The organism is Marinobacter sp. 2_MG-2023 (assembly GCF_030546935.1).
In the GTDB taxonomy this organism is placed as follows: domain Bacteria; phylum Pseudomonadota; class Gammaproteobacteria; order Pseudomonadales; family Oleiphilaceae; genus Marinobacter.
Map to the genome: position 1 here is coordinate 194143 of NZ_JAUOPH010000005.1, position 23219 is coordinate 217361.

The 23219-nt window shown below is 54.1% G+C and carries 23 protein-coding genes; 6 read left to right on the plus strand and 17 right to left on the minus strand.

Annotated elements, in window-relative coordinates; translation table 11 throughout:
* The first annotated feature begins 112 nt into the window (after positions 1-112).
* The 4 genes from Q4501_RS14650 to Q4501_RS14665 all read left to right on the plus strand — a co-directional run bounded on the left by Q4501_RS14650 (position 113) and on the right by Q4501_RS14665 (position 4986).
* Positions 113-1126 carry a putative 2-aminoethylphosphonate ABC transporter substrate-binding protein gene (locus Q4501_RS14650; RefSeq protein ID WP_303597005.1) on the plus strand — a complete coding sequence of 338 codons (1014 nt, stop codon included), beginning with the start codon at positions 113-115 and terminating at the stop codon, positions 1124-1126.
* A gap of 86 nt (positions 1127-1212) precedes the next feature.
* Complete coding sequence (locus tag Q4501_RS14655; protein ID WP_303597006.1) at positions 1213-2283, plus strand: putative 2-aminoethylphosphonate ABC transporter ATP-binding protein; 1071 nt, start codon at positions 1213-1215, stop codon at positions 2281-2283.
* A 17-nt stretch (positions 2284-2300) separates the two neighbouring features.
* The gene (locus Q4501_RS14660) at positions 2301-4061 is read left to right on the plus strand and encodes a putative 2-aminoethylphosphonate ABC transporter permease subunit (RefSeq protein WP_303597007.1); all 1761 of its coding nucleotides are present in this window, start codon (positions 2301-2303) and stop codon (positions 4059-4061) included.
* A 19-nt stretch (positions 4062-4080) separates the two neighbouring features.
* The gene (locus Q4501_RS14665) at positions 4081-4986 is read left to right on the plus strand and encodes an EamA family transporter (RefSeq protein ID WP_303597008.1); all 906 of its coding nucleotides are present in this window, start codon (positions 4081-4083) and stop codon (positions 4984-4986) included.
* A gap of 66 nt (positions 4987-5052) precedes the next feature.
* Here Q4501_RS14665 and Q4501_RS14670 read toward each other — a convergent pair whose 3' ends face one another.
* A complete protein-coding gene (locus Q4501_RS14670) occupies positions 5053-5715 on the minus strand; it encodes an HAD family phosphatase (RefSeq protein ID WP_303597009.1) in 663 nt (220 codons plus the stop codon).
* A 301-nt stretch (positions 5716-6016) separates the two neighbouring features.
* Here Q4501_RS14670 and Q4501_RS14675 point away from each other — a divergent pair, with 301 nt between their 5' ends.
* Positions 6017-6973 carry an AraC family transcriptional regulator gene (locus Q4501_RS14675; protein ID WP_303597010.1) on the plus strand — a complete coding sequence of 319 codons (957 nt, stop codon included), beginning with the start codon at positions 6017-6019 and terminating at the stop codon, positions 6971-6973.
* Here Q4501_RS14675 and Q4501_RS14680 read toward each other — a convergent pair.
* The 13 genes from Q4501_RS14680 to Q4501_RS14740 all read right to left on the minus strand — a co-directional run bounded on the left by Q4501_RS14680 (position 6970) and on the right by Q4501_RS14740 (position 17834).
* On the minus strand, positions 6970-7779 hold the full coding sequence (locus Q4501_RS14680) for an IclR family transcriptional regulator (RefSeq protein ID WP_303597011.1): 810 nt from the start codon (positions 7777-7779) through the stop codon (positions 6970-6972). The two genes, Q4501_RS14675 and Q4501_RS14680, sit on opposite strands and share 4 nt — an antisense overlap.
* A gap of 239 nt (positions 7780-8018) precedes the next feature.
* Positions 8019-8153 carry a hypothetical protein gene (locus tag Q4501_RS14685; protein WP_303597012.1) on the minus strand — a complete coding sequence of 45 codons (135 nt, stop codon included), beginning with the start codon at positions 8151-8153 and terminating at the stop codon, positions 8019-8021.
* Positions 8140-8274, minus strand: coding sequence for a hypothetical protein (locus Q4501_RS14690; protein ID WP_303597013.1), 135 nt, complete (start codon positions 8272-8274; stop codon positions 8140-8142). The genes Q4501_RS14685 and Q4501_RS14690 overlap by 14 nt, the downstream gene beginning before the upstream one ends.
* A gap of 95 nt (positions 8275-8369) precedes the next feature.
* Positions 8370-9083 (minus strand): ABC transporter ATP-binding protein, encoded by a 714-nt coding sequence (locus Q4501_RS14695; RefSeq protein WP_303597014.1) that lies wholly within the window; start codon positions 9081-9083, stop codon positions 8370-8372.
* Positions 9080-9847, minus strand: a complete 768-nt coding sequence (locus Q4501_RS14700; protein WP_303597015.1) for an ABC transporter ATP-binding protein — start codon at positions 9845-9847, stop codon at positions 9080-9082. Before Q4501_RS14700 ends, Q4501_RS14695 begins: the two co-directional genes overlap by 4 nt.
* 2 nt (positions 9848-9849) lie before the next feature.
* Entirely contained in the window at positions 9850-10806 is a 957-nt protein-coding gene (locus tag Q4501_RS14705; protein WP_303597016.1) for a branched-chain amino acid ABC transporter permease, read from the minus strand.
* 13 nt (positions 10807-10819) lie between these two features.
* Entirely contained in the window at positions 10820-11683 is an 864-nt protein-coding gene (locus tag Q4501_RS14710; protein ID WP_303597017.1) for a branched-chain amino acid ABC transporter permease, read from the minus strand.
* A 96-nt stretch (positions 11684-11779) separates the two neighbouring features.
* Positions 11780-12955, minus strand: coding sequence for an ABC transporter substrate-binding protein (locus Q4501_RS14715; protein ID WP_303597018.1), 1176 nt, complete (start codon positions 12953-12955; stop codon positions 11780-11782).
* Positions 12956-13190: 235 nt separating this feature from the next.
* Positions 13191-14651, minus strand: coding sequence for a benzaldehyde dehydrogenase (locus tag Q4501_RS14720; RefSeq protein ID WP_303597019.1), 1461 nt, complete (start codon positions 14649-14651; stop codon positions 13191-13193).
* Between the two features lie 31 nt (positions 14652-14682).
* Positions 14683-15252, minus strand: coding sequence for a GMC family oxidoreductase (locus Q4501_RS14725; protein WP_303597020.1), 570 nt, complete (start codon positions 15250-15252; stop codon positions 14683-14685).
* Entirely contained in the window at positions 15242-16255 is a 1014-nt protein-coding gene (locus Q4501_RS14730) for an FAD-dependent oxidoreductase (protein ID WP_303597021.1), read from the minus strand. The genes Q4501_RS14725 and Q4501_RS14730 overlap by 11 nt, the downstream gene beginning before the upstream one ends.
* Positions 16256-16271: 16 nt before the next feature.
* Positions 16272-16868, minus strand: coding sequence for a gluconate 2-dehydrogenase subunit 3 family protein (locus tag Q4501_RS14735; protein WP_303597022.1), 597 nt, complete (start codon positions 16866-16868; stop codon positions 16272-16274).
* Positions 16869-16922: 54 nt separating this feature from the next.
* Complete coding sequence (locus Q4501_RS14740) at positions 16923-17834, minus strand: transporter (RefSeq protein ID WP_303597023.1); 912 nt, start codon at positions 17832-17834, stop codon at positions 16923-16925.
* 328 nt (positions 17835-18162) lie between these two features.
* Between Q4501_RS14740 and Q4501_RS14745 the strand changes: the two genes are divergently transcribed.
* A complete protein-coding gene (locus Q4501_RS14745) occupies positions 18163-20061 on the plus strand; it encodes a sigma-54-dependent Fis family transcriptional regulator (protein ID WP_303597024.1) in 1899 nt (632 codons plus the stop codon).
* Between the two features lie 52 nt (positions 20062-20113).
* Here the strand turns inward: Q4501_RS14745 and Q4501_RS14750 are convergent, their stop codons facing one another.
* The 3 genes from Q4501_RS14750 to pcaF all read right to left on the minus strand — a co-directional run bounded on the left by Q4501_RS14750 (position 20114) and on the right by pcaF (position 23215).
* Entirely contained in the window at positions 20114-21037 is a 924-nt protein-coding gene (locus tag Q4501_RS14750; protein WP_303597025.1) for a methyl-accepting chemotaxis protein, read from the minus strand.
* A 169-nt stretch (positions 21038-21206) separates the two neighbouring features.
* The gene (locus tag Q4501_RS14755; RefSeq protein ID WP_303597026.1) at positions 21207-21995 is read right to left on the minus strand and encodes an alpha/beta fold hydrolase; all 789 of its coding nucleotides are present in this window, start codon (positions 21993-21995) and stop codon (positions 21207-21209) included.
* A 14-nt stretch (positions 21996-22009) separates the two neighbouring features.
* Positions 22010-23215 (minus strand): 3-oxoadipyl-CoA thiolase, encoded by a 1206-nt coding sequence (gene pcaF, locus Q4501_RS14760; RefSeq protein ID WP_303597172.1) that lies wholly within the window; start codon positions 23213-23215, stop codon positions 22010-22012.
* Between the last annotated feature and the right edge of the window lie 4 nt (positions 23216-23219).

Below are 23219 nucleotides of genomic sequence, written 5' to 3' on the forward strand. Positions count from 1 at the left end.
CATATTGCTGTCACGTCTTTGCAATCAAATAGACCTATGGTGGTTGAGGACATAGAAACTGGTATAGACCAGTAAAGTGCGCTTTAACCTGAGCCTGCAAAAGGAGAGTTACGTGAAACACCTTAAGAAAGCCCTTGCCCTGACCACGTTGGCTATAGCCGTCAACGCTAATGCACAGACTGAACTGACCGTATACACCGCGGTTGAAGCAGAGGATCTTGCGAAGTACGCCGAGCGCTTCAATGAGGACCATCCGGACATCAAGATTAACTGGGTTCGCGACTCTACGGGTGTTGTTACTGCTCGCTTGCTGGCGGAAAAGCAGAATTCGCGGGCAGATGTGGTCTGGGGGTTGGCAGGCACAAGCCTGTTACTGCTGAAGAATGAGGGAATGCTGGTTCCATACGCACCGAAAGGGCTTGAGGAATTGTCTCCGAAGTTCCGTGACAGCGATGAGACACCGTCCTGGGTAGGCATGGATGCGTGGATGGCTGCGATCTGTGTGAACACCATTGAAGCAGAGAGAAATAATCTGCCAATGCCTGCCAGCTGGCAGGATCTGGCTAAGCCGGTGTATCAGGGGCACGTGGTTATGCCGAACCCTAACTCATCTGGTACCGGCTTTCTGGATGTCTCTGCCTGGCTCCAGTTGATGGGAGAAGACAAAGGCTGGACGTTCATGGATGGGCTTCACGAGAACATCAGCCGCTATACGCACTCAGGTTCCAAGCCTTGCAAGATGGCGGCCTCTGGTGAAACCACCATTGGGGTTTCATTTGCCTTCCGTGGTGCCCGCCTGAAGGAACAAGGTGCTCCTCTGGAACTGGTTTTCCCGACAGAAGGCCTGGGTTGGGAAGTAGAAGCGACGGCGATTGTGGATGGCACGGATAAAATGGAAGCGGCGCAAACGCTTGTAGATTGGTCCATCACCCGTCAGGCCATGGAAATGTATAACGAGGGCTATGCCATTGTGGGCATGCCAGGCGTAGCACAGCCGGTCGAGCATTTCCCGGAAAATGCAGGTGAGCTGATCATCGACAACGACTTTGGTTGGGCGGCCAGTAACCGCGAGGCCATTTTGTCCGAGTGGGCGCGTCGTTACGACGGTAAATCTGAAGCGAAGTGAGTTGACGGACCGGCATTGGGCCGGATAAGTCGAGGCGGTGCCCGGTTTCGGGCACCTGGCCGGATGATTCAAAAGCAGGGGGTAACATGAGCCAGAAAACCCAGGGGAGTCGTCTCGAAATTCAGGGAGTCGACAAGTTCTTCGGTGATTTTTGTGCACTGAAAAACATCGATCTCACCATCGAGCCAGGCGAACTGGTGTGTTTTCTTGGGCCATCAGGGTGTGGAAAGACCACCCTGCTTCGCATCATTGCGGGGCTTGAGTGCCAGAGTGGGGGGCTACTCCATCAAGGTGACACGGACATTTCCCTGAAACCGCCCAGAGATCGTGATTTCGGCATTGTGTTTCAGTCTTACGCGCTGTTCCCGAATATGACGGTCGCCGACAACATAGCCTATGGCCTGCGCAGCATCGGCATGCCAAAGGCCAGGGTCCGGAGTCGGGTGGACGAACTGCTGAACCTGGTTGGGCTTGAAGACCATGTCCGTAAGTATCCAGCTCAGTTGTCCGGTGGCCAGCAGCAACGTGTTGCCCTGGCGCGGGCACTGGCGCCTTCGCCGGGGTTGTTGCTGCTTGATGAGCCCTTGTCGGCACTGGACGCCAAAGTGCGCCATCATCTGCGTAGTGAGATTCGTAACCTTCAAAAGCAGCTGGGTGTCACTACGATCATGGTGACCCACGATCAGGAAGAGGCGCTGGCAATGGCTGACCGTGTTGTGGTCATGAACAACGGCGTTATCGAGCAGGTAGGAACCCCGCTGGAGATCTATCAGCAACCCGCGTCAGCGTTCGTTGCATCCTTTATCGGCGCGATGAATTTCATTGACAGCTCGCCATTAAATGGACAGCGGGTGAAGGTCGGGAATCGTGAGCTGGAACTGGTCCGGCCGTTGCCTTCCGCTGAAGGCGCGGTTCGGCTGGCTATCCGGCCGGAGGATGTTCACCTGTTGCCCTGCGGAGACGGAGAGTGGGAGGGAGAGGTCCGGGCACTGGATTATCTGGGAGCGTTCATCCGTACTCATATTCGCCTGAACGACGTTGAACTGGATCTGGTTGTGGATGTGGACCCACGTTCCGCGCGTCGTCTTGGGCTGTGCGTTGGCGGTGGTATCTGCCTCAACCTGCCTTCCGACGCCCTGCATTGTTTCGCAGCCTGAGAGCTGCGGAGTTCCGAATGCCTGAGTATGACCCTGGTAAGCATTCCATGATTGATTCTCAAGTACTTTCGACACCGGCGACACGCAACTGGCCCGCCCTGGTTGAGTTACGCCGGAAGTTTGCCGGCCGCTGGGTGTTCTCTCTGTTACTGGTAACCGGTTGTGCCATTCTGACACTGCTTGTACTTGCCCCCCTGTACACCCTGCTTTCAAAGAGTGTCGAGAACAGGGCCGGTGAGTTTGTCGGGCTGGAAAACTTTGCCCACTACCTGAGTTCCGGTGGTATCGAATCCGCGTTTTTCAATTCCTTGTGGGTGGCTGGGCTCAGTACCCTGGTTGTGGTCTTCCTGGCCTTTATGGCGGCCTGGGCATTGACCCGCACACGCTTGCCATTCACCGGGTGGATTCGGGGTGTGTTGGTGTTACCGATTCTGGCGCCATCGCTGTTGCCCGCAATCAGCCTGGTATACCTGTTTGGTAATCAGGGCGTGCTAAAAGACTGGCTCTTTGGGGCTGAGATCTATGGCCCCATTGGCATCATTATGGGCTCCTGTTTCTGGACATTTCCCCACGCCCTGATGATTCTGTTGACGGCTATGGACAATGCCGATGGGCGTCACTACGAAGCCGCTACTGCATTGAAGGCCGGCCCCTGGCGAACCTTCTGGACAGTAACGGTGCCCGGAGCCCGCTATGGACTGGTGAGCGCTGCTTTCGTTGTCTTTACGTTGGTGATCACGGATTTCGGCGTACCCAAGGTTATCGGCGGGCAGTTTGATGTACTTGCTACGGATATCTACAAGCAGGTGATCGGACAGCAGAAATTCGAGATGGGCGCTGTGGTCAGTGTGCTGTTGCTATTGCCAGCCATGCTGGCCTTCATTGCTGATCGCTATGTACAACGCAAACAGTCGGCAAGCTTCACCGCGAGATCAGTGCCTTACAAACCCAGCCAGGATCGCAAGCGCGACGCCGTTGGCGCACTGATGCTGACACCGACGCTGGTGTTCATTTTTGCCATCATCGGCATGGCCATCTATGCCTCGTTCGTTACCTTCTGGCCATACAATCTGGACTTGAGTCTGAACAACTACCAGTTCGGCCGCATGGACGGAGGTGGGTGGGGGGCCTACGGCAACAGCCTGCAGATGGCCCTGGGCACCATGGTGATTGGAACCATACTGGTCTTTTTCAACGCCTGGCTGATGGAGCGAACACCGCAGCCCCGCTTTCTGACCGGCCTATTCCAGTTCCTGTCGCTTCTACCTTTGGCCGTTCCCGGGTTGGTGCTGGGGTTATCCTACATCTTCTTCTTCAATCATCCGGACAACCCGATAAACGGGATCTATGGCACTCTGTTCATCCTGATGCTGTGTACGATCACGCACTTCTACGCGGTCTCCCATCTCACAGCCGTTACGGCGTTGAAGCAACTGGACCAGGAATTCGAGGCGGTAGGGGAGTCTCTTAATGCGTCCCGGTGGAGGGTGCTGTTCACCGTTACCTTGCCCCTGTGCCTGCCCGCGATCCTGGATGTCGCGTTGTATCTGTTCGTGAATGCGATGACCACGGTCTCAGCGGTTGTGTTCCTTTACGGCCATGACTCCCAGTTGGCGTCGGTAGCGGTGCTGAACATGGACGAGGCCGGAGACATTGCCCCGGCCGCAGCAATGGCCATCCTGATTACAGCTACCTGCGCGGTAGCAAAACTTATCCAGGGGCTACTGCGTTTCTGGGTGGACCGTTCAACGCGGCCATGGCGACAGGGCACGGAATGACCGAGCAGCCTGAAATTTAATGACTTCCACAGCTATAGTCATCGTTCTTGTGTCCGCTCTGGCACACGCCGGCTGGAACCTGTTTGGCAAGAAGGTCAGCCCCAGCGGAGCGTTCTTCTGGTATAGCACACTCTGGGGAGCGCTCCTGACCCTGCCGGTTTTGCTGTATTACTTTCCTCTGGTGCAGAAACTGGGCTCGGGTATCTGGTGGTTGGTTATTGCGACCGGCTTTTTTCAGGCTACCTACCTCAGCGCTCTAGCGGCGGCCTATCGCCATGGCGAACTGTCGGTGGTTTACCCTCTGGCACGGTCTTCGCCTCTGCTTATCCTGCTGGTCGGGACCCTTTTCTTGGGAACAGCCGAAACCATCACCATCGCGGCTGCGGTCGGTATCCTGCTGATTGTGGCTGGTTGCATTGTCCTGCCAATGCAACGGCTCCGGGATTTTCGTCTGGCCAACTATCGCAATCTTGCCACACTGTTTGCTCTCCTGGCGGCTGCCAGTACTGCCGGATATTCAATCATCGACGATACTGCGACGGAAAGAATGCGGAATTTGCTCGACGGAGCTGCGCTGGACGCTGAGGTGGCCCTGGTGTTCGTGATCCTCCAGGCATGGTCAGCACTGGTATGGCTCAGTATCGGCTTGAGTCTTCAGAAAACCGAACGTCGCCTCCTTAAACAATTGGTAGCGAACTGGCGCAGTACTATAGCGGCGGGGGTACTTATCCTGGGCACCTACGCGCTGGTTGTTTGGGCCATGGCCTATGCAGAGGATGTCAGTTACGTGGTGGCGTTCAGGCAGGTCAGCATTCCTATCGGAGTTGTGCTGGGGTGGTATTTTCTTGAGGAACCCTTGCACCCGCCCAAAATTTTAGGTGTGTTGACCATTCTCGCAGGCTTGTTGATGGTGGTGCTGGGATGATGGCTTGATCTGCCTCTTTGCGGGAAAGGCAAAGCTCTGCTCTTGCAAGGTTGAGGTGGCGAAGGGTCATGATTGCGCCACTTCATCGATAAAAATGAGCCAACCCTGTTGCAGGGCGTAGTCCTCCAGAATCGGGTCCGGATTCACTGCTACGGGATAGTCCACAGCGTTTAAAAGGGGAAGATCGTTGTGGGAGTCTGAGTAGAACCAGACTTTCTCGGGGCTGGCTTGTCGGGCTGTAATCCACTCCTCCAGAGCAGACACTTTACCGTCTCTGAAAGGGCGCCGGGATCCTATGGTGCCTTTGAGACTGTCGTTCTGCCATTCCACTTGAACACCTATGCCGTCATCAATGCCGAGGTGTCGTGCAATGGGTGATACCAGGTGCTCTCCCGTTGCGGAGATAATTAACACATCATGCCCCTGGGCCTTGTGCCAGGCCACCCGCTCCTGGCCTGTTGTTAGTATGCGTGGAGGGATCACCTCGGTGACGAACTGGTCAATAAGCTCCTGCACCTGATTGCGCTGCCAACCCCGTATCGGGGCCAGGCTGAACTCCATGTAATCCTGCAGATCCATGTGGCCATTGTTATAGGCCTGCATGAAGACTCTGCCCCTGGCTTCGGAATCGGGACTGGCATCGATATTTTCTGCGCGGAGAAACTCAGTAAACAGCTGTGAACTGTCCCCCCGAATCAGGGTTTCATCGAGGTCAAAAATGGCAAGCATGTCGCACTCCTTTGGTATACACCAGATTGTGCTACAAGCATGTTACGAGCTTATTACATGGCCTGTTCAGAGTTTTTTGGATGCAGGTCAGTGGCTATCGGGTGGACTACTACAATCGGCAGAGACCCCATGTATCAACGGAGGCGTTCCGCCTGCTGCTGAGGAAAACCTAAATGATGTCGGGGATTAGTTGACCACTACGCTCGCTCACCAAAGTGAAGAATGCGATTTATTGGTTGTTGATTGATCAGGTCGTTTTCTTTAAAGTGAACTGATTAATAATAAGTAAAAGAGGCGGGAGATGTTTAGTCAACAACTTGCAGGCGCAACTATCCTTCATGGGGCGCATCCGGAAGAAGTGTCTTCATTCGTCAATAAGCATATCGGTCACCATAAACTCGAAATGCTAGAGGAGCAGGAACAAAAGTCTCGTCTGAGTTTCCGGGAGTTTGCCGGGTTCGGTTTGTCTCAAATCAGTTATGGAAATCGCGTTCGCGTAAAGAGTCCTGAGCTCGAATCCATCTACCACTTGCAGGTCGTCACGAAAGGGGAGTGTGTCTGGCGCCAGGCAGGGGAGCAAATGAGAATTTCCAGCGGCCAGGGTCTTATGGTGAACCCTTACGAGAAAATTGATCTTGAATACTCAGAGGATTGTGAAAAGTTAATAATCAAAGTTCCTGAGCAAGCCTTGGTTAATGCTCGGGACGTTTCGCTTGGCAGGCTGCCCGACAAAGGCATTCGTTTTAACCGGGCTCCCATAGATCTCAGACTCTGTCCGCCACTTGTCAAAATCATCGAAGCAGTGTTTTCAGAGTTCGATGACGCAGAAGATGAAGACATAAGCGCAGTTGGAGCTCCTTATCGTGACATCATACTCAAAAAGTTGCTGAAAGCTTTTCCGAGCAATTGGTCGTGCCAGGACAATGCGGTGGTATGTTCTCCTTCACTAGAAAAAATGATTCGCTACATTGAAGAGAATGTGCAACGCAATATAGGTATTGAAGAGCTATCCGATGTGTCGAACATGAGTGTTCGGTCAATCTACAATGCTTTTTCTAAGGCATATTCAACCACGCCGAAGTGCTACATAAAGCAGTTGAAGCTACAGAACCTGAGGGCAGACCTTTTGCGAGGGCGGTGTCGTAACGTAACCCAGATTGCATTGGATTATGGCTTCAGTCACTTGGGTAGGTTTTCATCGGACTATCGGAAATCTTTTGGCGAGTTGCCCTCCGAAACGATGCGAATGGCCGGTTAGCCCCGGCCATCGTTTTCCCGCTGTTGCCCACAAATTTGTCGTGTGACACGGTCGCAGCATTCCCGGACCTGTTCGAATAGAACGGATCCCTCGGCGATGTCAGTGTCCCGCTCAAGGCCCAGCAAGGTGATGACTGTGATAATGCTCCCGTTGATGTCAAACACCGGGCGGCTCAGGACATTGATTTCAGGAAGATAATCGCTGAAAAATGCGCAGTAGTTGTCCCGTTTAATGGCCTCCAGGTGGGGGGGGAGTTCTTCCCTTGTAAGGGGTTTGCCCCGATATTTCGGGAGCGATTTGGAGTTCTTGTAGTATTCGTCCACTAATTCTTTTCGTCGTTTCGCCGGCAGTTGTGTGAGGTAAATCCTTCCAGCGGCTGAGTTCAGTGGTGACAATTCCGCTCCCAGTCGAACGTTGACGGAGATAGGTTGGCTTGAGTCCAGCCACTTGATGATTAGCGGTCCGTTCCCGTTCCAGACGGTGACGGATACGGTTTTGTCTGTTTCCTCCTGGAGCTTGTCAACAGCCTCGTAACTCAGCTGGATTGGGTTGATACGCCGTAACGCCGAAATGCCGAGGGTCAGACTGGAGTTACCCAAGGTATACTGAGTGTTATTGACTTGATTGATGTAGCCCTCCCGCAGCAAACTAACCAGATATTTGTGAGCACGACTGGGAGAGAGGTCAAGCGCTCCGGATAGTTCCTTTAGGGTGGGCGGCCGGGATGCTACAGAAATGTAATTGAGGATATGCAATCCGATTTCCAGTGAACCGATTCCCTGCCGCTTTGGTGTGTTTTCTGCCATGAGCGATACCGTTTTCGAATGACTGATGCTGCCGTGCAGCAGCGGAAAACAGGAGACATTTAGAAGATAGGCACCTGTTTTACGAGCTGTTGGTAAGGATACCAACTCTAAATATCTGGATCAGAATTTGTACTTGGCCATGACCTCTATTTGCTGGCCCTCTGGCAAAAGTGGCCCGAGCGCGAGGTTGTATTTGCGCCATTCTATTCCCGCTTCCAGATCCTTTGTGATGTTGTAGATCAAGTTGACGCGCTGCGCTTCGTGTTTGTGCCGGCGTTGTCATCCACTTCAACCGTGGTGTAAGTAACGTTTGCCCGCCACTCATTGTTGATTACATAGCGGGAGCCGCCCTCTACGAAGTCATCGTTTTCCACTTCTCGGTCCGATGCTGAACTGGGTGTCGTTGAACTCGCCGAGTTCGAGAACGTTAACGGTGGGCGCCGCGCTGAGACCAGATGCAATCGCTAGCGCTAGTGTTGAGTGTCGATAGTTCATTTGCCTTCTCCTTGTTGTTTGGCAAGTGAACTATCGGTTATTACTGCTTGGTCAAATATCCGGTTAATGAACATCCCTATCCGTTTTTGGTACATTTAGACACTTAGCGCTGTTTCCACTTTTTCCAGGTTTTGGTCGAGCTCTTCGGAGCTGCCATCGAAGTGAATTTGTCCTTTAACAACAACAACGTGTCGGTCACAGAGCTTCTTCAGGGCTCTGATATTCTTGTCCACGATCAGCGTTGAAATCCCCGATTCCCGAATGGTGGCAATCACATTCCAGATGTCTTGTCGGATCAACGGCGCCAAGCCTTCGGTGGCCTCGTCCAGAATCATCAGTCGGGGATTGGTAACCAGCGCCCGGCCGATCGCCAGCATCTGTTGTTCCCCGCCTGACAACTCCGTACCCAGGTTTGACAACCTTTCCTGAAGGCGCGGAAAGGTTGCCATAACCCGGTCGAAGTCCCAGGCCGATTTGCCATTACTGTCCGGGCGAGCAGCCATCTGCAGGTGCTCCTTCACTGTGAGGTTGTGAAACATACCTCGGCCTTCTGGGACATAGGCAATATCGCGGCGCATCCGCTTCCAGGTTGGCAAGTTGCTGATGTCCTGCCCGTCGAAATACACATGTCCACTACGTGGCGGTACGATGCCAAGAATTGACTTGAGTGTGGTGGTTTTGCCCATGCCATTGCGGCCCATAAGGCTCATGGATTGACCCTTTTCAAGGCGGAAGGATAGGTCATGAAGGATATGACTGCGCCCATAAAGGGTGTTGAGGCTTTTGACTTCCAACAAACTGTTGCTCATGCCGCTTCCTCCTCGTCTTCCTTGCCCAGGTAAGCTTCTTTTACTCGGGGGTCATTACGCACTTCATCGACGGTTCCGGTGATGAGGTGGGTGCCGTTATCCAGTACCGTCAGTTGGTCTGATAGCTCGAATATGGCATCCATATCATGCTCAACCAGCACAATGCTGTAGGTTTTCTTGAGCTCGTTCAGCAACGATATAATGCGCAAGGATTCTTCGTGGCCCATACCTGCCATGGGCTCGTCCAGTAGCAGGATGCAAGGATCCGTAGCCAGCACCATGGCCAGTTCGAGTTGGCGTTGTTCCCCGTAGGAAATTTCCGCAGCGACGGTGTGAATGCGATTATCCAATCCGACCTGACACAGTGCTTTCTCCGCTGCGTCACGAACCAGTTTGTTGGCGTGGCGCGATGCAAACAGGTTGAAACTGCCGGTAAACCGGCGTTGGGCGGCTACAGCACAGTTCTCTAGACAAGTCACATCGGTGTAGATATTGGTTTTCTGGAAGCTCCGACCGATCCCTCGACGCACGAATTTCCAAGGTTTCATGCCTTCGATCTGCTCCCCCTTATGGAAGATACATCCGCTCGTTGGCTTCAGAGTCCCACACAGCATATTCAGAAGCGTGCTCTTGCCTGCACCGTTGGGCCCTACCACGCCATGCAGTTGCCGGTCGTGAAACTTCAGCGAGATATCATTGAGCGCCTTGATGCCGCCCCAGTGTTTGCTGAGGGATTCAGTTTCCAGAATGATGTCGTTAGCCATGATTATTTCTCCAGCAGCTTTTCAAGGTACCCGGCCAGACCTTTGCGCAGTAGTAGTACCATCAGGATGATTGCGCCTCCCATGAACAGCATCCAGTCTTCAGTCATGTGTTCGAAGAAATACTGCAAGCCTTCATAGGTGATGGTGCCAAGGATGGCGCCGTAGATAGTGCCCATGCCGCCGAGGATGGACATCACCAGTGCGGTTCCGGACATCTCCCAGGTCATGAATTGCGGGTTTACGTATCCGTATTGCAATGCAAAGAGCAAGCCGGCGTAAGCTGCGAGGGTGCTGCCAATGACGTAGCTGATGAGCCGGAAGGCGAAGATGTTATAGCCCAGTGCTTCGGTGCGCTCAGGGTTCAGGCGGGTGGCCTCCACAATGCGGCCGAAACGTGAACGGAGGATGACCTTAATGGCTACAAGAGTAATCAGGACACCCAGCAGCGACAGGTAATAGAAGTGTGTTGGGTTATCCAGATTAAGGAAGTTCAGGCCAAATATGCTGGTCTCTGGCTTCATAAAAATAAACAGGCCGTCATTGCCACCAAACTCCAAAGAGTCGAAGAAGAAGTAATAGGCCATTTGTGATATTGCCAGGGTAATCATGATGAAATAGATGCCGGAGGTCCTTAGGACCACAATGCCGACAACCAGAGCAATCAGAGCGCTTATTCCCATGATATAGATGGCGTAAATCCAAAAATTGACCGCTTCATACTCAGGCGTAAGGATCACGAACAAATAGCCACCCAGGCCGTAGAACAACGCATGTCCCAGAGTGACCAGGCCAACACGCCCCACGAGGAAATCTAATGACATCACAAACACCGCCAGAATCATTACGGTGGTTGTTTTCCCCACGAAGAATGAGTTGTCTTCCAGGAACAGAGGAATACACAGGGCGATAACAAAGAAGACCGCCAAGAAAATACGTTCGGTGCGTTTTTCGAAAATCATGTTCGGCTCCCGCTTACTTTGCGAACAGGCCCTGGGGCTTCACCAGCAGCACCAGGATCATAAAGATGTAGATAATCATGTTGGACATCGTGGGCATCAGCACCGCTGCAAAAGTGCTGATGACGCCGACCAGCAGCGCTCCCACGAAGGCGCCTTTGATGGAGCCCATGCCGCCGATGACGACCACCACGAAACATGTAATCAGTACGCTTTCCCCCATCCCGGGAACGATTGAACTCATGGGCGCGGCGATAATGCCTGAAATAGCCGCGAGCATGACGCCAATGGCGAATACGATGGTGTAGAGGCTTTTGATATTGACGCCCAGCGCTTCAACCATTTCCCGGTTGGACTCACCCGCCCTGATCAGCATGCCCAAGCGGGTTTTGCTCACAATGAAGTACAGGGCGGTGGCAATGGCGATGCAGACCATTGCAGCGAAAATGCGATACACCGGATAGCTGGAGTTGTCTGTGAATGGCACAGAGCCACTCAGCGCCTCGGGAACGGCAACCCCATAGGGGTCGTTGCCCCAGAGAATGCTCTGCAAGGAGTTAAACACGAAGATCATGCCAATGGTCAGTAGCACCTGATCCAGGTGGTTGCGGTTATACAATCGCTGTATCAATACCCGCTCTATCAGAATGCCCAGGCCGAGTGCGATGACTGCCGACAGAATGGCGGACACTGTAAAGCTGCCGGTTACCGCAACGAAATACCACACCAGATAGGCGCCCACCATATACATGGAGCCGTGGGCCAAGTTGAGAATGCCCATCACGCCAAACACCAGAGTCAGGCCGGAAGCGATCAGAAATAAAAGCAACCCATACTGGAGGCCGTTAATAAGTTGCACGAAGAAAAGTTCGGTAGACATAGTGATACCCAACGGTTTTACGGAAAAATCAATTCAGGTGTGGGAGGAGGCTTCAGATAGGCCCCCGGCGTCAGCCGGGGGAGACAGAGCCCGTGCTTACAACTTGCAGCCACGGGCGGGGTCTTCCAGCGCTTCTGCGGCGATACTCTGCACCACATTCACGCCATCCTTTACTTCCCTCAGGTAGACGTTCTGAATCGGGTTATGTGCTTTGGAGAAGGTAAAATCTCCGCGCGGGCTGTTGATGGTCAGCTTTTCCATGGTGCTGATAACGGCTTGTTTGTCCGAAATGTCGCCCTTGAGCTGATCAATGGTGTTGGCAATGGCCTGCCCTGCGTCATACCCCTGCACGGCGTAGATGTCCGGGTAGTGGCCGTACTCGGTATTGAAGGCTTCGCGAAACTCCTGGTTTTTTGGAACATCAAGCTGTTCGGCGTAGTGCAGGCCTGTCATAACACCTTCGGCAGCGTCGCCTTGTGCTTCGAGGGTACCTTCGGTGAGGAAGCCAGATCCCAGCAGCGGAATCTTGCCTCGCAGACCCATAGCATCGTAGTCCTTCACGAACTTGATGGCGCCACCACCAGCGAAGAAGGTGAATACTGCGTCCGGATTTTTGTCTGCAATATCACTGACGTGCGACTGGAAGTTGGTGGACGGGAACGGCAGTAGAACCTTTTCAACAATCTCACCGCCACCTGCTTCGAATGATTCGGCAAAGGCGTCCAGGCTCTCGCGACCCATGCCGTAGTTCCAGCTGATGGCGTAGACCTTCTTGTAGCCTTTATCTAGTGCCACTTTGCCCATGGGGTAAGACGGCTGCCAGGATGAGAACGAGGTGCGGAATACGTTGGGAGAACACAACGGGCCAGTTGCAGCAGCAGAGCCGGCGTTGGGGATGATCATGACGGTGTCTTTCCCACGCAACATCTTAATCATGCCCATGGCAACGCCGGAGTGAACTGGGCCAATCACGAAGTCGGCCTCATGCTGGTTCAGCAGCGAGGAAGCTAGCTCCGGAGCCCGGGATGGTTTGGCTTCGGTGTCCAGTTCAATAAATTCAATGTCTGCGCCGTGAAGGTTAGAGGCGTTTTGTTTCAGTGCCAGTTTCAGTCCGTCGCGTCCAGCTTCACCCAGTTGTGCGTAGATGCCGCTGAAAGGCAGCATAACCCCGATTTTCACTGGGTCACCGGTGGCCGCCAAGGCGGAGGTTGAAAGCCCGGCGGTAAGGGTGGTTGCCAGTACAGCACCGGCAAGCGTTTTGATCTTGCTCATTTCAACACCTCAGATTGTTGTTGTGGGTTCTGTCATTAGAGGCGTGTGGGGGCTGCAGAGATATCCGTTTTCTGCATAGGCGTGTCCGGTTATTGCAGAGGTATTGCGAGAACGTTCAAATTCAGTAGCTTGGTCGGTAAAAAAGGGCCTGAAGAACCGGGCGTTCTCCAGGCCAGGGCAGATCGTTCCCAACGGGAACCGACGCTCAACGAGAAATGACAGGCGAGCTCATGGTTCAAAAAGGATACTGCATACCCTCTTTCATCACGCTCACCCATTGGCTGGTGGTGAATTCTTCAATGTTGGCTGGACCACCAAAACGGCCGCTATTACCCGAGCTGCCCATGCCGCCAAAGGGCACCTGGAACTCGTTGTTTACAGTTTGATCGTTGATATGAATCATCCCAACTTGGATTTGATTGGCGATCTTCAAGGCACGTTCTGTCGAGCCTGAATGAATCGAGGCAGCCAAACCATAGGGAGACTCATTGACCAGATCACGAGCTTCTGAGTCCGAGTCGAAGGTCATCACTGGCGCTACAGGCCCGAAGACTTCCTCGGAGAAGACTGGCATGTCCGAGGTGACGTCGGCTATAACTGTGGGCTCATAGTAGTTGCCATTACGTCCGCCGCCGACGACGATGCGTGCGCCCATTTCGACAGAGCGGTTGACGATACCCTCTACCCGCTTTGCCTGAACCTCGTTGATCAGTGGGCCTATGTGGACCTGTTCTTGCGCAGGGTTTCCGCAGGCGAGGTTTCCGGCGCGAGCGGCCAGGCGAGCAATATAAGCGCCTGCCACCGAGCTGTGGACGAGGTGTCGACCGGTCTGCATACAGATTTGCCCCTGATGCAGAAAAGAGCCCCAGGCACCACACGAACTTGCAATGTCCAGGTCGGCGTCTTCGAGAACCACCTGCGCATTGTTTCCACCTAGCTCCAGCGCGGCTTTCTTAAGCATCCGACCACAGATCTCGCCAATCTTTTTCCCAACCGCGGTGGAACCGGTAAAAGAGATCATCTTGACCAGCGGATGCTCAACGAGAGCTTGGCCTACACCGGGGCCGCCCGGCAGAACATGAAACACCCCTTCGGGCAGTCCGGCGTCTTCGAGAATTTGAGCCATCAGTGCACCGCCACAAATACTGCTTTTGGGATCTGGCTTGAGTATCACGCAGTTACCCATGGCCAGAGCCGGAAACACGGAGCGCATTGAAAGAAGGATGGGAAAGTTCCACGGTGCGATAACACCTACGGTACCAAGTGGCACCCGCTTCCAATAATTCCGTTTTCCGGGAATGCTTGACGGGAATAGCTCGCCATTGGGCTGCATTGGCATGGCTGCAGCCATCTGAGCCTGTTCGTAGGTAGCCTGCAACTCCCAATCTGCTTTTGGGCCGATTGAGCCGCACTCGCGGGTATTCCATCCGTTGATCTCTTCCGCGCGCTCCCTGAGTAGAGCTGCAGCCCTGCGCAGGATCTCGGCTTTCTGATCAAAAGGGACTTCCATCCACTTTTTTTGGGCGTCCTTGGCGATGATTGCGGCCCGGTCAACGTCACCAGGTGTCGCCGCTTTAAGTTGTGTGATCACATCTCCAGTCGCAGGTTCCACTATATCGAACTGCTTACCGTCGCCATTTTGCCATGAGCCCAGGAAAAGGTTCTGTTTCCAAACAGGGTTTACTTGAACATCCATGGTGTTTTCTCCTCAATGCTTTCGGCTGTTATCAGGTGTGCGCCCGGTTGATCTGGTCGCTTATATAGTGGGCCAGCGCGTAAACTGTTTCCGAGGGGTTGTAGCCGATAGAGGTTGGCAGCAAGCTCGCATCCACGATGTAAAGGTTCTTGACCTCATGGGTTTCGCCCGTGGGAGAGACCACTGTGGATTTCGGGTCTGCACCCATACGGCAGGTACCCTGGGGGTGAAACGAGGTGTAGCGATAGCGGGCGGGCTCATTGTCGAGCCCTTCGATGACAGCATCAATCTGATCTTCACTGTCGATGGTCAGCTTGTGGGATGTCGGAATGAACAGTTGCTTCGCACCGGCGGCAAAAAGTACCCGAGCATTGGTCTTGAGGCCGTTCTTCATGATTTCGAAATCGCCGTCGTCGACGAAGTATTTGATCTCTTTCACGCCGTCTTTCCAGTTTACCTCTCCCACGTTTTGATCGTGGATGAGGGTTATCAGACGAACAGTGTTGCGATATTTCGACATGTAGGACATGTACGGCTTACCAGTGCCTGGCTCGGCCTGAAAACTGGCCTCCACGGGTTCCTGGATAGCATCAAGCAGCAAGCAGCAAGTAGCTTCCATCCCCAGGCATTACATGTTTATCCATGTATAGGGAATGGGCGGCACCGCGGAAGTTATCAACGTTCTCCTCGAACATGCCGGTCACGGACATGGTTGGATGACACGCGAAGTTCTTACCCACCTGGCCGTTGCTGTTGGCTAGTTTGCTTTTCTGAAGCAGAATTGGCATTTGGATCGGTCCAGCCGCGCCGACGACGATCGGTGCGTTGACCTTGAGCCTGCTTTTTACCGTTTTGCTCTGCTGGTCAACAATCTCGGCCAATACGCCGGTGGCCTTGTCATTTTCTGCGAGGATCAGGGTGACACGCGTGTCAGAATAGATGGTCGCACCATAGGCCACGGCCCAAGGAAGGTAGGTGACCATCATGGATTGTTTACGGTCGGATTTGCAGCCAGCGAAGCAGAAACCAGTCATAGCACAATTGCGAATATTGCGTTTGGCATTACCTTCGGGAAGGTTCAGCTTTTTCATGCCGCCTCTGAGTAATTGGGCGCCAGGGCTGGTTTCAAAGGACTTGTTGGGTGCAATGCCGAGATTTTCTTCGACTTTCTCAAAGTAGGGCAGCATGACCTTTGGTGTGAGGTTGGTCAGCCCGAATTCCTTCCCCCATCGGTTGAGATAGTAATCCGGAGTTCGAAAACACAGGGCAGCGTTTACGACCGTGGATCCACCAACGCAGGCACCCTGCAAGATTGAGATGTCACCGGCGGAGTTGGACTGACCGCCGTGGTCCGCATACAGCTGATCCATGGAAACGGCCAACATTTCTGAGAATTTTTCGGATGGCACATAAGGGCCGGCTTCCAGAACGACCACTTTTTTGCCGGCTTTGGCCAACTCATAAGCTGCAATGGCCCCGCCGGCACCTGATCCGATTACGACAGCATCGGCGTTGAGCTCAATGTTGTCGCTGGTCACGTCTGACGCTTGGGTTACCTGCAAACCGTGGGCAGGAATTGTTTTAGCTTCGATTGTTTCTTGCATGATCTACTCCTGCCGCTCAGCTTTTTGGTAAGGGTGCATTGCCCAGAGACACCAGGTTCCATTTTTCAGTCACCGGTCCGCCGTAGCCGAGTGGCTCCCAGGTCGGGGGGTTCGCCCAATAGGCCAGCCCGATCAGCTTCTTCAGGCCCATAGCAAGTGCTCGTTGCGGTACTTCGTCCGAATCAGCCCAAGTGTCACAGAATGCTGCAGCTTGCTTGTCGGACAGTTCCACAAAAGGTTTGCCATAAAAGGCTTTGGGCCCGTCATTAAAGTAGGCGATACCGCCTTTCAGGCCTTCGAGAATATGGGGTGCCATGGTAGCCATAAGTGCGGCGTCCAATGTTTGCATGACCGGGATTTCACTTGCTCGAACTAGATCGGTTCCCTCGGTTGTCAGCTGAACCTGCATCAGGCGATTCATCACTTGGTATTCGCTGGCGGACATAACATTTATGCCTTCTGGCATTGAGGCGAAAGCGTGCGCTGCCCCCAGAAGCCCGGTGCCGACTGTCGCAGCAACCGCAAGGCCGCTTGCCGCTTTCAGGAAGCTTCGGCGGCTTAGGCTATTGATCTGGTCGATGGCTTCTTTTGTTTGATCGCTCATCTGACTCATGGTGTTCTCCGAATAATTGCCCGTGTTCGAAAGGCATGTTTATTTTCTTGGGGGTCAGAATACCTTCAATACTCTCAGATTTACGCGGGTATCTTCTTTGAATCCGTTTTCCACGCCGATGTCCTGGCCAGCCTGAAATTGCAATTGCACAGTCGGATCAACAAAAGTTGCGTAGGTTGCCTGCCAGCGATTGGTGTTCACCCTATCATCCTGCTTTTGGCCGCCAACAGTGGTTTCGCCCCCAAACGAATGGTAGTAAGAAAGTGCCACGTGGCTTTGCTTTGACAAGAGGTAACGAAGATGGCTCTGCAGGCTCTGCGCATCATCTTGTTCGCGCTTGAAGCCGAGGAAGTCGTCGTTGTCCCCGTATACTGAATACTCTGCAATCAAGTCCAGTACTACACTGGAGCTTAAGTGTTTCACGTAGGCAGCTTGAAAAATTCCTTTCCAACGATTCTCGCCAATATTTACTGGACCTTTGTCCTCATCGTATTGGCCGACCGGCATGGATGCGAAAGCGGACAGGCCCACCCATTGCTGGTCATCGGGGTTGTTGAGAACCCAAGCAGTTGCGCCGATGATCGGGTCACCGATACCACTTTCTGAGGTCGGTTGAAGCGGACCGAAGGGCTCCGTCAGTTCTACCTTTCCGAACGGAACGATGATTTGGGGATCAACAATAATGCCACCAATGTCCATGTAGTGGACGAAGCGTGCCAACCCTATGGTGGTGTCCAGCCCCGCCTTGGCGGGGACTTTGTTGCCATCGGCGTAAGCTGCGTCGCGGGTGGCATATTGGCCGTAGAGAATTCCAAGATTCACCCCTGCTGGCAGCGGTGTGTAGTCGCCGGGGTCAGTGGCAATTTCGGCAGCCTGGGTTGGAATCGAGAAAATGCTCATGGCCAGCATCAGGGTTGAGCCCAAAGCAAGTGGTTTTGATGGTGTGTACTTCGAAGTCGATCGCATGGTTGCTCTCCAAATTTCGTGTTGTTGTTGTCAACGCGAAAACGGTAAGCGACGATCATGCCAACAGTTCGTTTCTATAAAAAAGCTCTTTAAATCATTTGATTAAGGGGTTTTTGTTATCGCTAGGCGGGTCTATGAATGTTTCAATCGGGGAAACAGGGGGACACTGTCTCAGAATGAGACAGTAAGTGGCATGCCAACGAATTTGCACGCGGTCCCTACTAAAGAACGTGTTAAAGTTTCAAGGACATGACAAAAAGAGCCAATTAGGCCAAAGCGCAGGGTCGCATCAAACGACAATAATCAGTCCTGCGATAGAGGTAACTCAATGAGCGCACTTATTCCTGCCGACCAGAGGCGTGCCAAGGCACGTGAAACCTTTTTTGAGCATGGTCAGATTCCAACGGGTCTGATAGATGATGCCATTGTTCATTCCTGGCAGCGTTGTTCCGCGGCGAGAAAAAACGTGAGTGAGCGTGTTCAGTTCGACACCGTGCCCAGAAGCGGTTTAATAGAGCTGATGGAAAACAACCGAATTTTGTTGGAGGCAGCCACCCGGCCGCTGGAACAGTTGGGTCAAACCGTTAATGGCGCAGGCTATTCAGTTCTGCTTACGGATGACAAAGGGGTTGCCCTGGCAGCGAGACGTTCGGGCCGGTGCGCCAATACACTGATTAATGACGCCTTTCGACAGGGAGTCAATCTTTCCGAGGCGAATATTGGCACTTCCGCGATGTCTTGTGCTGTGTTGGAGCGTCGTCCAGTGTTAGTTGCCGGAGTCGAGCATTACTTGCATGCCAATCGAGTATTCAATTGTGCGGCCTCTCCCATTGTGGACCCCATGGGCAGGGTATTGGGGGCCATTGATATTACTCGTGGAAATCCGTTGGAGCCGGGAAGCGCGCTTTCCTTAGTGCAACAATGTTCAGCTAGGATTGAACGCCAGTTGATGGGTATGTTGTCGCCTTGGCTCATGATTAGCCTAGGGTGGGAGCAGAGTGATCCTCATGCCACGAGTGACCTGTTGGTGGCGCTTGGGCCGGACGGACAAGTGCTTGGTTTGTCGCCCCGGGTGCGCGAACTGACGGGGTTGGCCTCAACGGATGGGGCGTTGCGCTTTCAGGATTTGTTTGATTTGAGCTTTGACGAACTCGTTGATGGGTTTCGTGGCCGGAATCACCCTAAAACGGTCAGAATGCACTCTGGGCTTTCATTCTCGCTAAGACCGGTAGATGCTGGTTCGCGAAAAACCACGAGGCGTGCGGCTTCCGCGCCTTTGGCTATGCGCGTACCAGAATCCACAGATTTTGGTGATCATGCAATTAGTCGTCAGGTAAACCAAGCGAGCAGAGCAATGGAGAAGGGGCTGCCGGTGCTTATACTAGGTGAGACCGGGACCGGAAAGGAAGTGATGGCAACGTCACTGCATAACGGTAGTGCATTTTCCTCCGGTACGTTTGTTGCGATTAACTGTGCGGCTATCCCGGAGTCGCTAATTGAGGGTGAACTCTTTGGTCATGCAGATGGTGCCTACACAGGTGCGCGACGAGGCGGCGCTCCGGGTAAGATCGAGCAGGCAGATGGTGGCACCCTGTTTCTGGATGAGATTGGTGACATGCCGTTGGCGCTCCAGTCCCGTTTATTGAGAGTGTTGGAAACCCGTGAAGTGACCCGTCTTGGAAGTGCTACCCCAAAGCAGGTCCGTTTCCAGTTGATCTGCGCAACACATCGGAATCTGTCGGAAGCTGCCAAGGAAGGAGAATTTCGTGAGGATCTGCTCTACCGCATTAAAGGTATGACTGTACGCCTGCCAAGACTTTCGGAACGCTCGGATTTGCAAAGCTTCATTGTCGACCGATGCCGGGCTCTGACACAGGGTAGTCGCGAGTTGTCGCAAGAGTGTTTGGACGGTTTAATGCGGTACGACTGGCCGGGAAATGTTCGTGAGCTCGTCTATGCCCTGACTCACGCAGACGCACTTGCGGAGCCCGGCGAAGTCTTACAACTTTGCCATCTGCCGGAAGAGATAGCGGCCCCGACAACCATGGCAGTTCGAAGCAATAGGGCAGCGAGCAAACGCGGTACCTTAAAGACTCTGGAGCGCGCCGTTATCGAAGAAGCGCTGACAATTGAGGGGGGCAATGTCAGTCGCGCAGCAAAACGGCTGGGCATTGGTCGAGCGACACTGTATCGGAGGCTCAAAGTCGCCAATGCGGGCGTTCAGTGAAAACTTTGGTTGTTGGTCATCACCCGGCTAGGAGAAGCCCGTCCAAAAAAGGTCAATGCTCAGTGCTGAGATCAGTATAAAGTTGACGGGTGAGTTCATGCTGCACCTGCAAGCGTTTGGTAATGCCCTGAACCACTTCCATACGAGCGACAGCTCCGGCCTGAATGTCTTCCATTGCTTGTAAGGCTTCCCCCGACTGGCTTAGGCAGTGATCACACGACTGGCGGATTTTTTCCATACCGGTACCGGCCTCCACGGAGGTCGAATTCAGGCTGTTGGCGATTTCACGGATACTCTCACTGGATTCGTTCGCTCGGACGGCTAAGTTACGCACTTCGTCGGCCACCACCGAAAAGCCGCGACCGTATTCCCCCGCTCGCGCGGCCTCAATGGACGCGTTCAATGCCAGCAGGTTGGTCTGTTTGGCAATATCCTGAATGTTGCCGACGATGCTACCGATTTCTTCGGATTGTTTACCCAACTGAGTGAAGACGTCATCGATACGACTCATGAACTCAGTCAGTTCCCTAATCGAGGCCTCGGACCCGGAAATGCTGTTGGCGCTCTGGGCGACCTTCGCGCCGGACGCTTTGGCTAGTTTGCCAGCTTCATTCATTTCTTCGAGTATCATGTCCACGTTGTTTTGCAGGTCGTCTAGGTGACCGATCAGGACGGGGTCGGGTGATTTCGGTTCGGGAACAGGCGTTTCCGGTTCATGAGCCGGTTCGGGACGGGGCTCCACGGGTGGCACCGGTTCGCGTATCGTGACGGTGGTCGGACGCGTTCGTGCGCACAGGATAAGTGCAGTAGCTGTCAGCCCAAGAGTTATGGCTGCAAGCATGGTTTGGAATACCGTGTCTGCGTTGACGAGCATCAGTGCGGCACAGGCGAGGGTCAGGAAGAACGTTCCATAGATTGGGGCTCTGGAAGAACCGGTCTCAGAGGTTTCTTGTTCGAATGCGATAGTGTTGTCCATGGTACTGTTCCCAGCGGGCAAGGGTTGGCTCTGTAGAGCAACGCTAAGGTTTTTTTCGGAATGAACCTATCCGTGAAGTGCAGACAGCTATCCAGATTCTGAAGCCAGGGAGTGGTTGGCGGCAGACCAGGGCCGGAGTAAGCCGCGGTCTGGTCTGCGCGCTAAGTGCTCAGGTCAGGGCATCAAGAAGGATCCGGCTGAATGTATCGGGGCATTCCACCGACGGCACGTGGCCAATCTGCTCCAAAATGACTGGCTCCGCTGCACCGCTGACGTCGGCCAGCGCCCTGAGTGTGTCTCGGGGCGTGGCCACATCGTCTGACCCTCCAATCAGTCGGAGTGGCACGCGATGCTGTCCTAGCTGCTCTCGGAAGTCGACCCGCCCCAGCATCTCACACAGCAGAGCATAACTACGGTCATCACCGCGTCCCATGATCACGCCCCAGCCTTCCACCAGCGCCGGCTGCTTTTTGCACGTGTCGGGGCCGAACCAACGTGGCACGATATCCACAGCCATGGCCGACAGGCCGAGTTCCAGAACGTTGGCCGAGCGGGCATTCCAGGCATCGGTTGTGCCGATGACGGCGCCGGTGTTGGTGAGCGTGGCTGAAAGTAGTCTTTCAGAATGCTTGCTGACGAGTTGCTGGCCAATGACGCCGCCAATCGATGTCCCGACAAAGTGGAACCTGTCGGACTCTGCAACTCTCGCAAGTGCGATTGCTTCCTGGGCTAGGTCTTCCGGTGTAATTTCGTCGGACTCATCTGGCCAGGCCGCGCTGGCGCCATGCCCTGGTAAATCCCAAGTCAGTACCCGAAATTTTTCAAGCAGCGCTGGTAGCATGTCGTCCCAAACCCCCTGGGTCATGCCCAGGGGGTGAGCGAGCATCAGTAGCGGTTTGATTCTGTCACCCAGCAGTCGAAAGCAGACTGTGCGGCCGTTGTGTTTTATAAAAGCCATTTTTGCTCCTTACCTCAGACTCGTTCGATGAGTGTCGCAATACCCTGGCCGACGCCAACGCACATGGTGCAAAGTGCGTAACGGCCGCCGGTGAGCTGCAGCTGGTGGGCGGCGGTCATTAGCAGGCGGGCGCCTGACATTCCCAGTGGATGCCCCAGGGCGATGGCACCGCCATTGGGGTTCACGCGTTTGTCGTCGTCGGCGATGCCAAGCTCACGCAAAACCGCCAGGCCTTGGGCGGCGAATGCTTCGTTCAATTCAATGACGTCAATCTCGGCAATGCCGATGCCTTGTTTCTCCAGCAGCTTGCGAACCGCCGGCACAGGGCCGATGCCCATGATTCGTGGTTCCACCCCTGCTGTAGCCATGCCGAGAATGCGAGCCATGGGCTTTAGCCCGTGGGTTTTGACGGCGGTCTCACTGGCAACCAGCATCGCAGCGGCGCCATCGTTCACACCTGAGGCGTTGCCTGCGGTCACGCTGCCGTTTTCGCGGAAAGGCGTGGGCAGGGATGCGAGCTTCTCCAGCGTACTTTCGCGGGGATGCTCGTCGATATCGAACACCAGCGGGTCTTGTTTCCGGCGCGGAATGAACACAGGCACGATTTCTTCGGCAAAGCGTCCTTCCTTCTGGGCCCGGGCCGCCTTTTTCTGGGATCGGAAAGCAAACAGGTCCTGGTCTTCTCTTGATACGTCGTATTGCTCAGCGACGTTTTCCGCCGTTTCCGGCATCGAATCGATGCCGTATTGCTTTTTCATCAGCGGATTCACAAAGCGCCAGCCGATGGTGGTGTCTTCAATTTTCTGTTCCCTGGAGAAGGCTGAGTTGGCCTTGGCCATAACGTACGGCGCGCGGGACATGGACTCGACGCCGCCGGCCAGAACCAACTCCATTTCACCGGCGCGAATCGCCCGAAAAGCCGTACCCACCGCATCCATCCCGGAACCGCAAAGCCGGTTGAGGGTCGTGCCGGGTACGGAGGTGGGCAAGCCGGCGAGGAGCGCAGACATCCGTGCCACGTTGCGGTTGTCCTCACCGGCTTGGTTGGCGGAGCCCATCATCACTTCATCGATAGCGGTCGGGTCGAGTTCAGAAGCCTGCTCCAGTACCGCTTTAAAAATGTGGGCGGCGAGATCGTCAGGGCGAACGCTGGCAAGGGTGCCACCGAAGCGGCCAATCGCTGAACGGCGGGGATGGCAGAGATAAACGTCAGTCATGATATGT

Coding starts and splice junctions, on each gene's coding strand:
- Q4501_RS14695 (WP_303597014.1), bottom strand. CDS start 9,083: ATGAGCAACAGTTTGTTGGAAGTCAAAAGCCTCAACACCCTTTATGGG.
- Q4501_RS14705 (WP_303597016.1), bottom strand. CDS start 10,806: ATGATTTTCGAAAAACGCACCGAACGTATTTTCTTGGCGGTCTTCTTT.
- Q4501_RS14680 (WP_303597011.1), bottom strand. CDS start 7,779: ATGGCAGAAAACACACCAAAGCGGCAGGGAATCGGTTCACTGGAAATC.
- Q4501_RS14740 (WP_303597023.1), bottom strand. CDS start 17,834: ATGCGATCGACTTCGAAGTACACACCATCAAAACCACTTGCTTTGGGC.
- Q4501_RS14745 (WP_303597024.1), top strand. CDS start 18,163: ATGAGCGCACTTATTCCTGCCGACCAGAGGCGTGCCAAGGCACGTGAA.
- Q4501_RS14710 (WP_303597017.1), bottom strand. CDS start 11,683: ATGTCTACCGAACTTTTCTTCGTGCAACTTATTAACGGCCTCCAGTAT.
- Q4501_RS14750 (WP_303597025.1), bottom strand. CDS start 21,037: ATGGACAACACTATCGCATTCGAACAAGAAACCTCTGAGACCGGTTCT.
- Q4501_RS14690 (WP_303597013.1), bottom strand. CDS start 8,274: ATGAACTATCGACACTCAACACTAGCGCTAGCGATTGCATCTGGTCTC.
- Q4501_RS14720 (WP_303597019.1), bottom strand. CDS start 14,651: ATGGATGTTCAAGTAAACCCTGTTTGGAAACAGAACCTTTTCCTGGGC.
- Q4501_RS14700 (WP_303597015.1), bottom strand. CDS start 9,847: ATGGCTAACGACATCATTCTGGAAACTGAATCCCTCAGCAAACACTGG.
- Q4501_RS14735 (WP_303597022.1), bottom strand. CDS start 16,868: ATGAGTCAGATGAGCGATCAAACAAAAGAAGCCATCGACCAGATCAAT.
- Q4501_RS14670 (WP_303597009.1), bottom strand. CDS start 5,715: ATGCTTGCCATTTTTGACCTCGATGAAACCCTGATTCGGGGGGACAGT.
- Q4501_RS14665 (WP_303597008.1), top strand. CDS start 4,081: ATGACTTCCACAGCTATAGTCATCGTTCTTGTGTCCGCTCTGGCACAC.
- Q4501_RS14660 (WP_303597007.1), top strand. CDS start 2,301: ATGCCTGAGTATGACCCTGGTAAGCATTCCATGATTGATTCTCAAGTA.
- Q4501_RS14655 (WP_303597006.1), top strand. CDS start 1,213: ATGAGCCAGAAAACCCAGGGGAGTCGTCTCGAAATTCAGGGAGTCGAC.
- Q4501_RS14755 (WP_303597026.1), bottom strand. CDS start 21,995: ATGGCTTTTATAAAACACAACGGCCGCACAGTCTGCTTTCGACTGCTG.
- Q4501_RS14730 (WP_303597021.1), bottom strand. CDS start 16,255: ATGCAAGAAACAATCGAAGCTAAAACAATTCCTGCCCACGGTTTGCAG.
- Q4501_RS14675 (WP_303597010.1), top strand. CDS start 6,017: ATGTTTAGTCAACAACTTGCAGGCGCAACTATCCTTCATGGGGCGCAT.
- Q4501_RS14715 (WP_303597018.1), bottom strand. CDS start 12,955: ATGAGCAAGATCAAAACGCTTGCCGGTGCTGTACTGGCAACCACCCTT.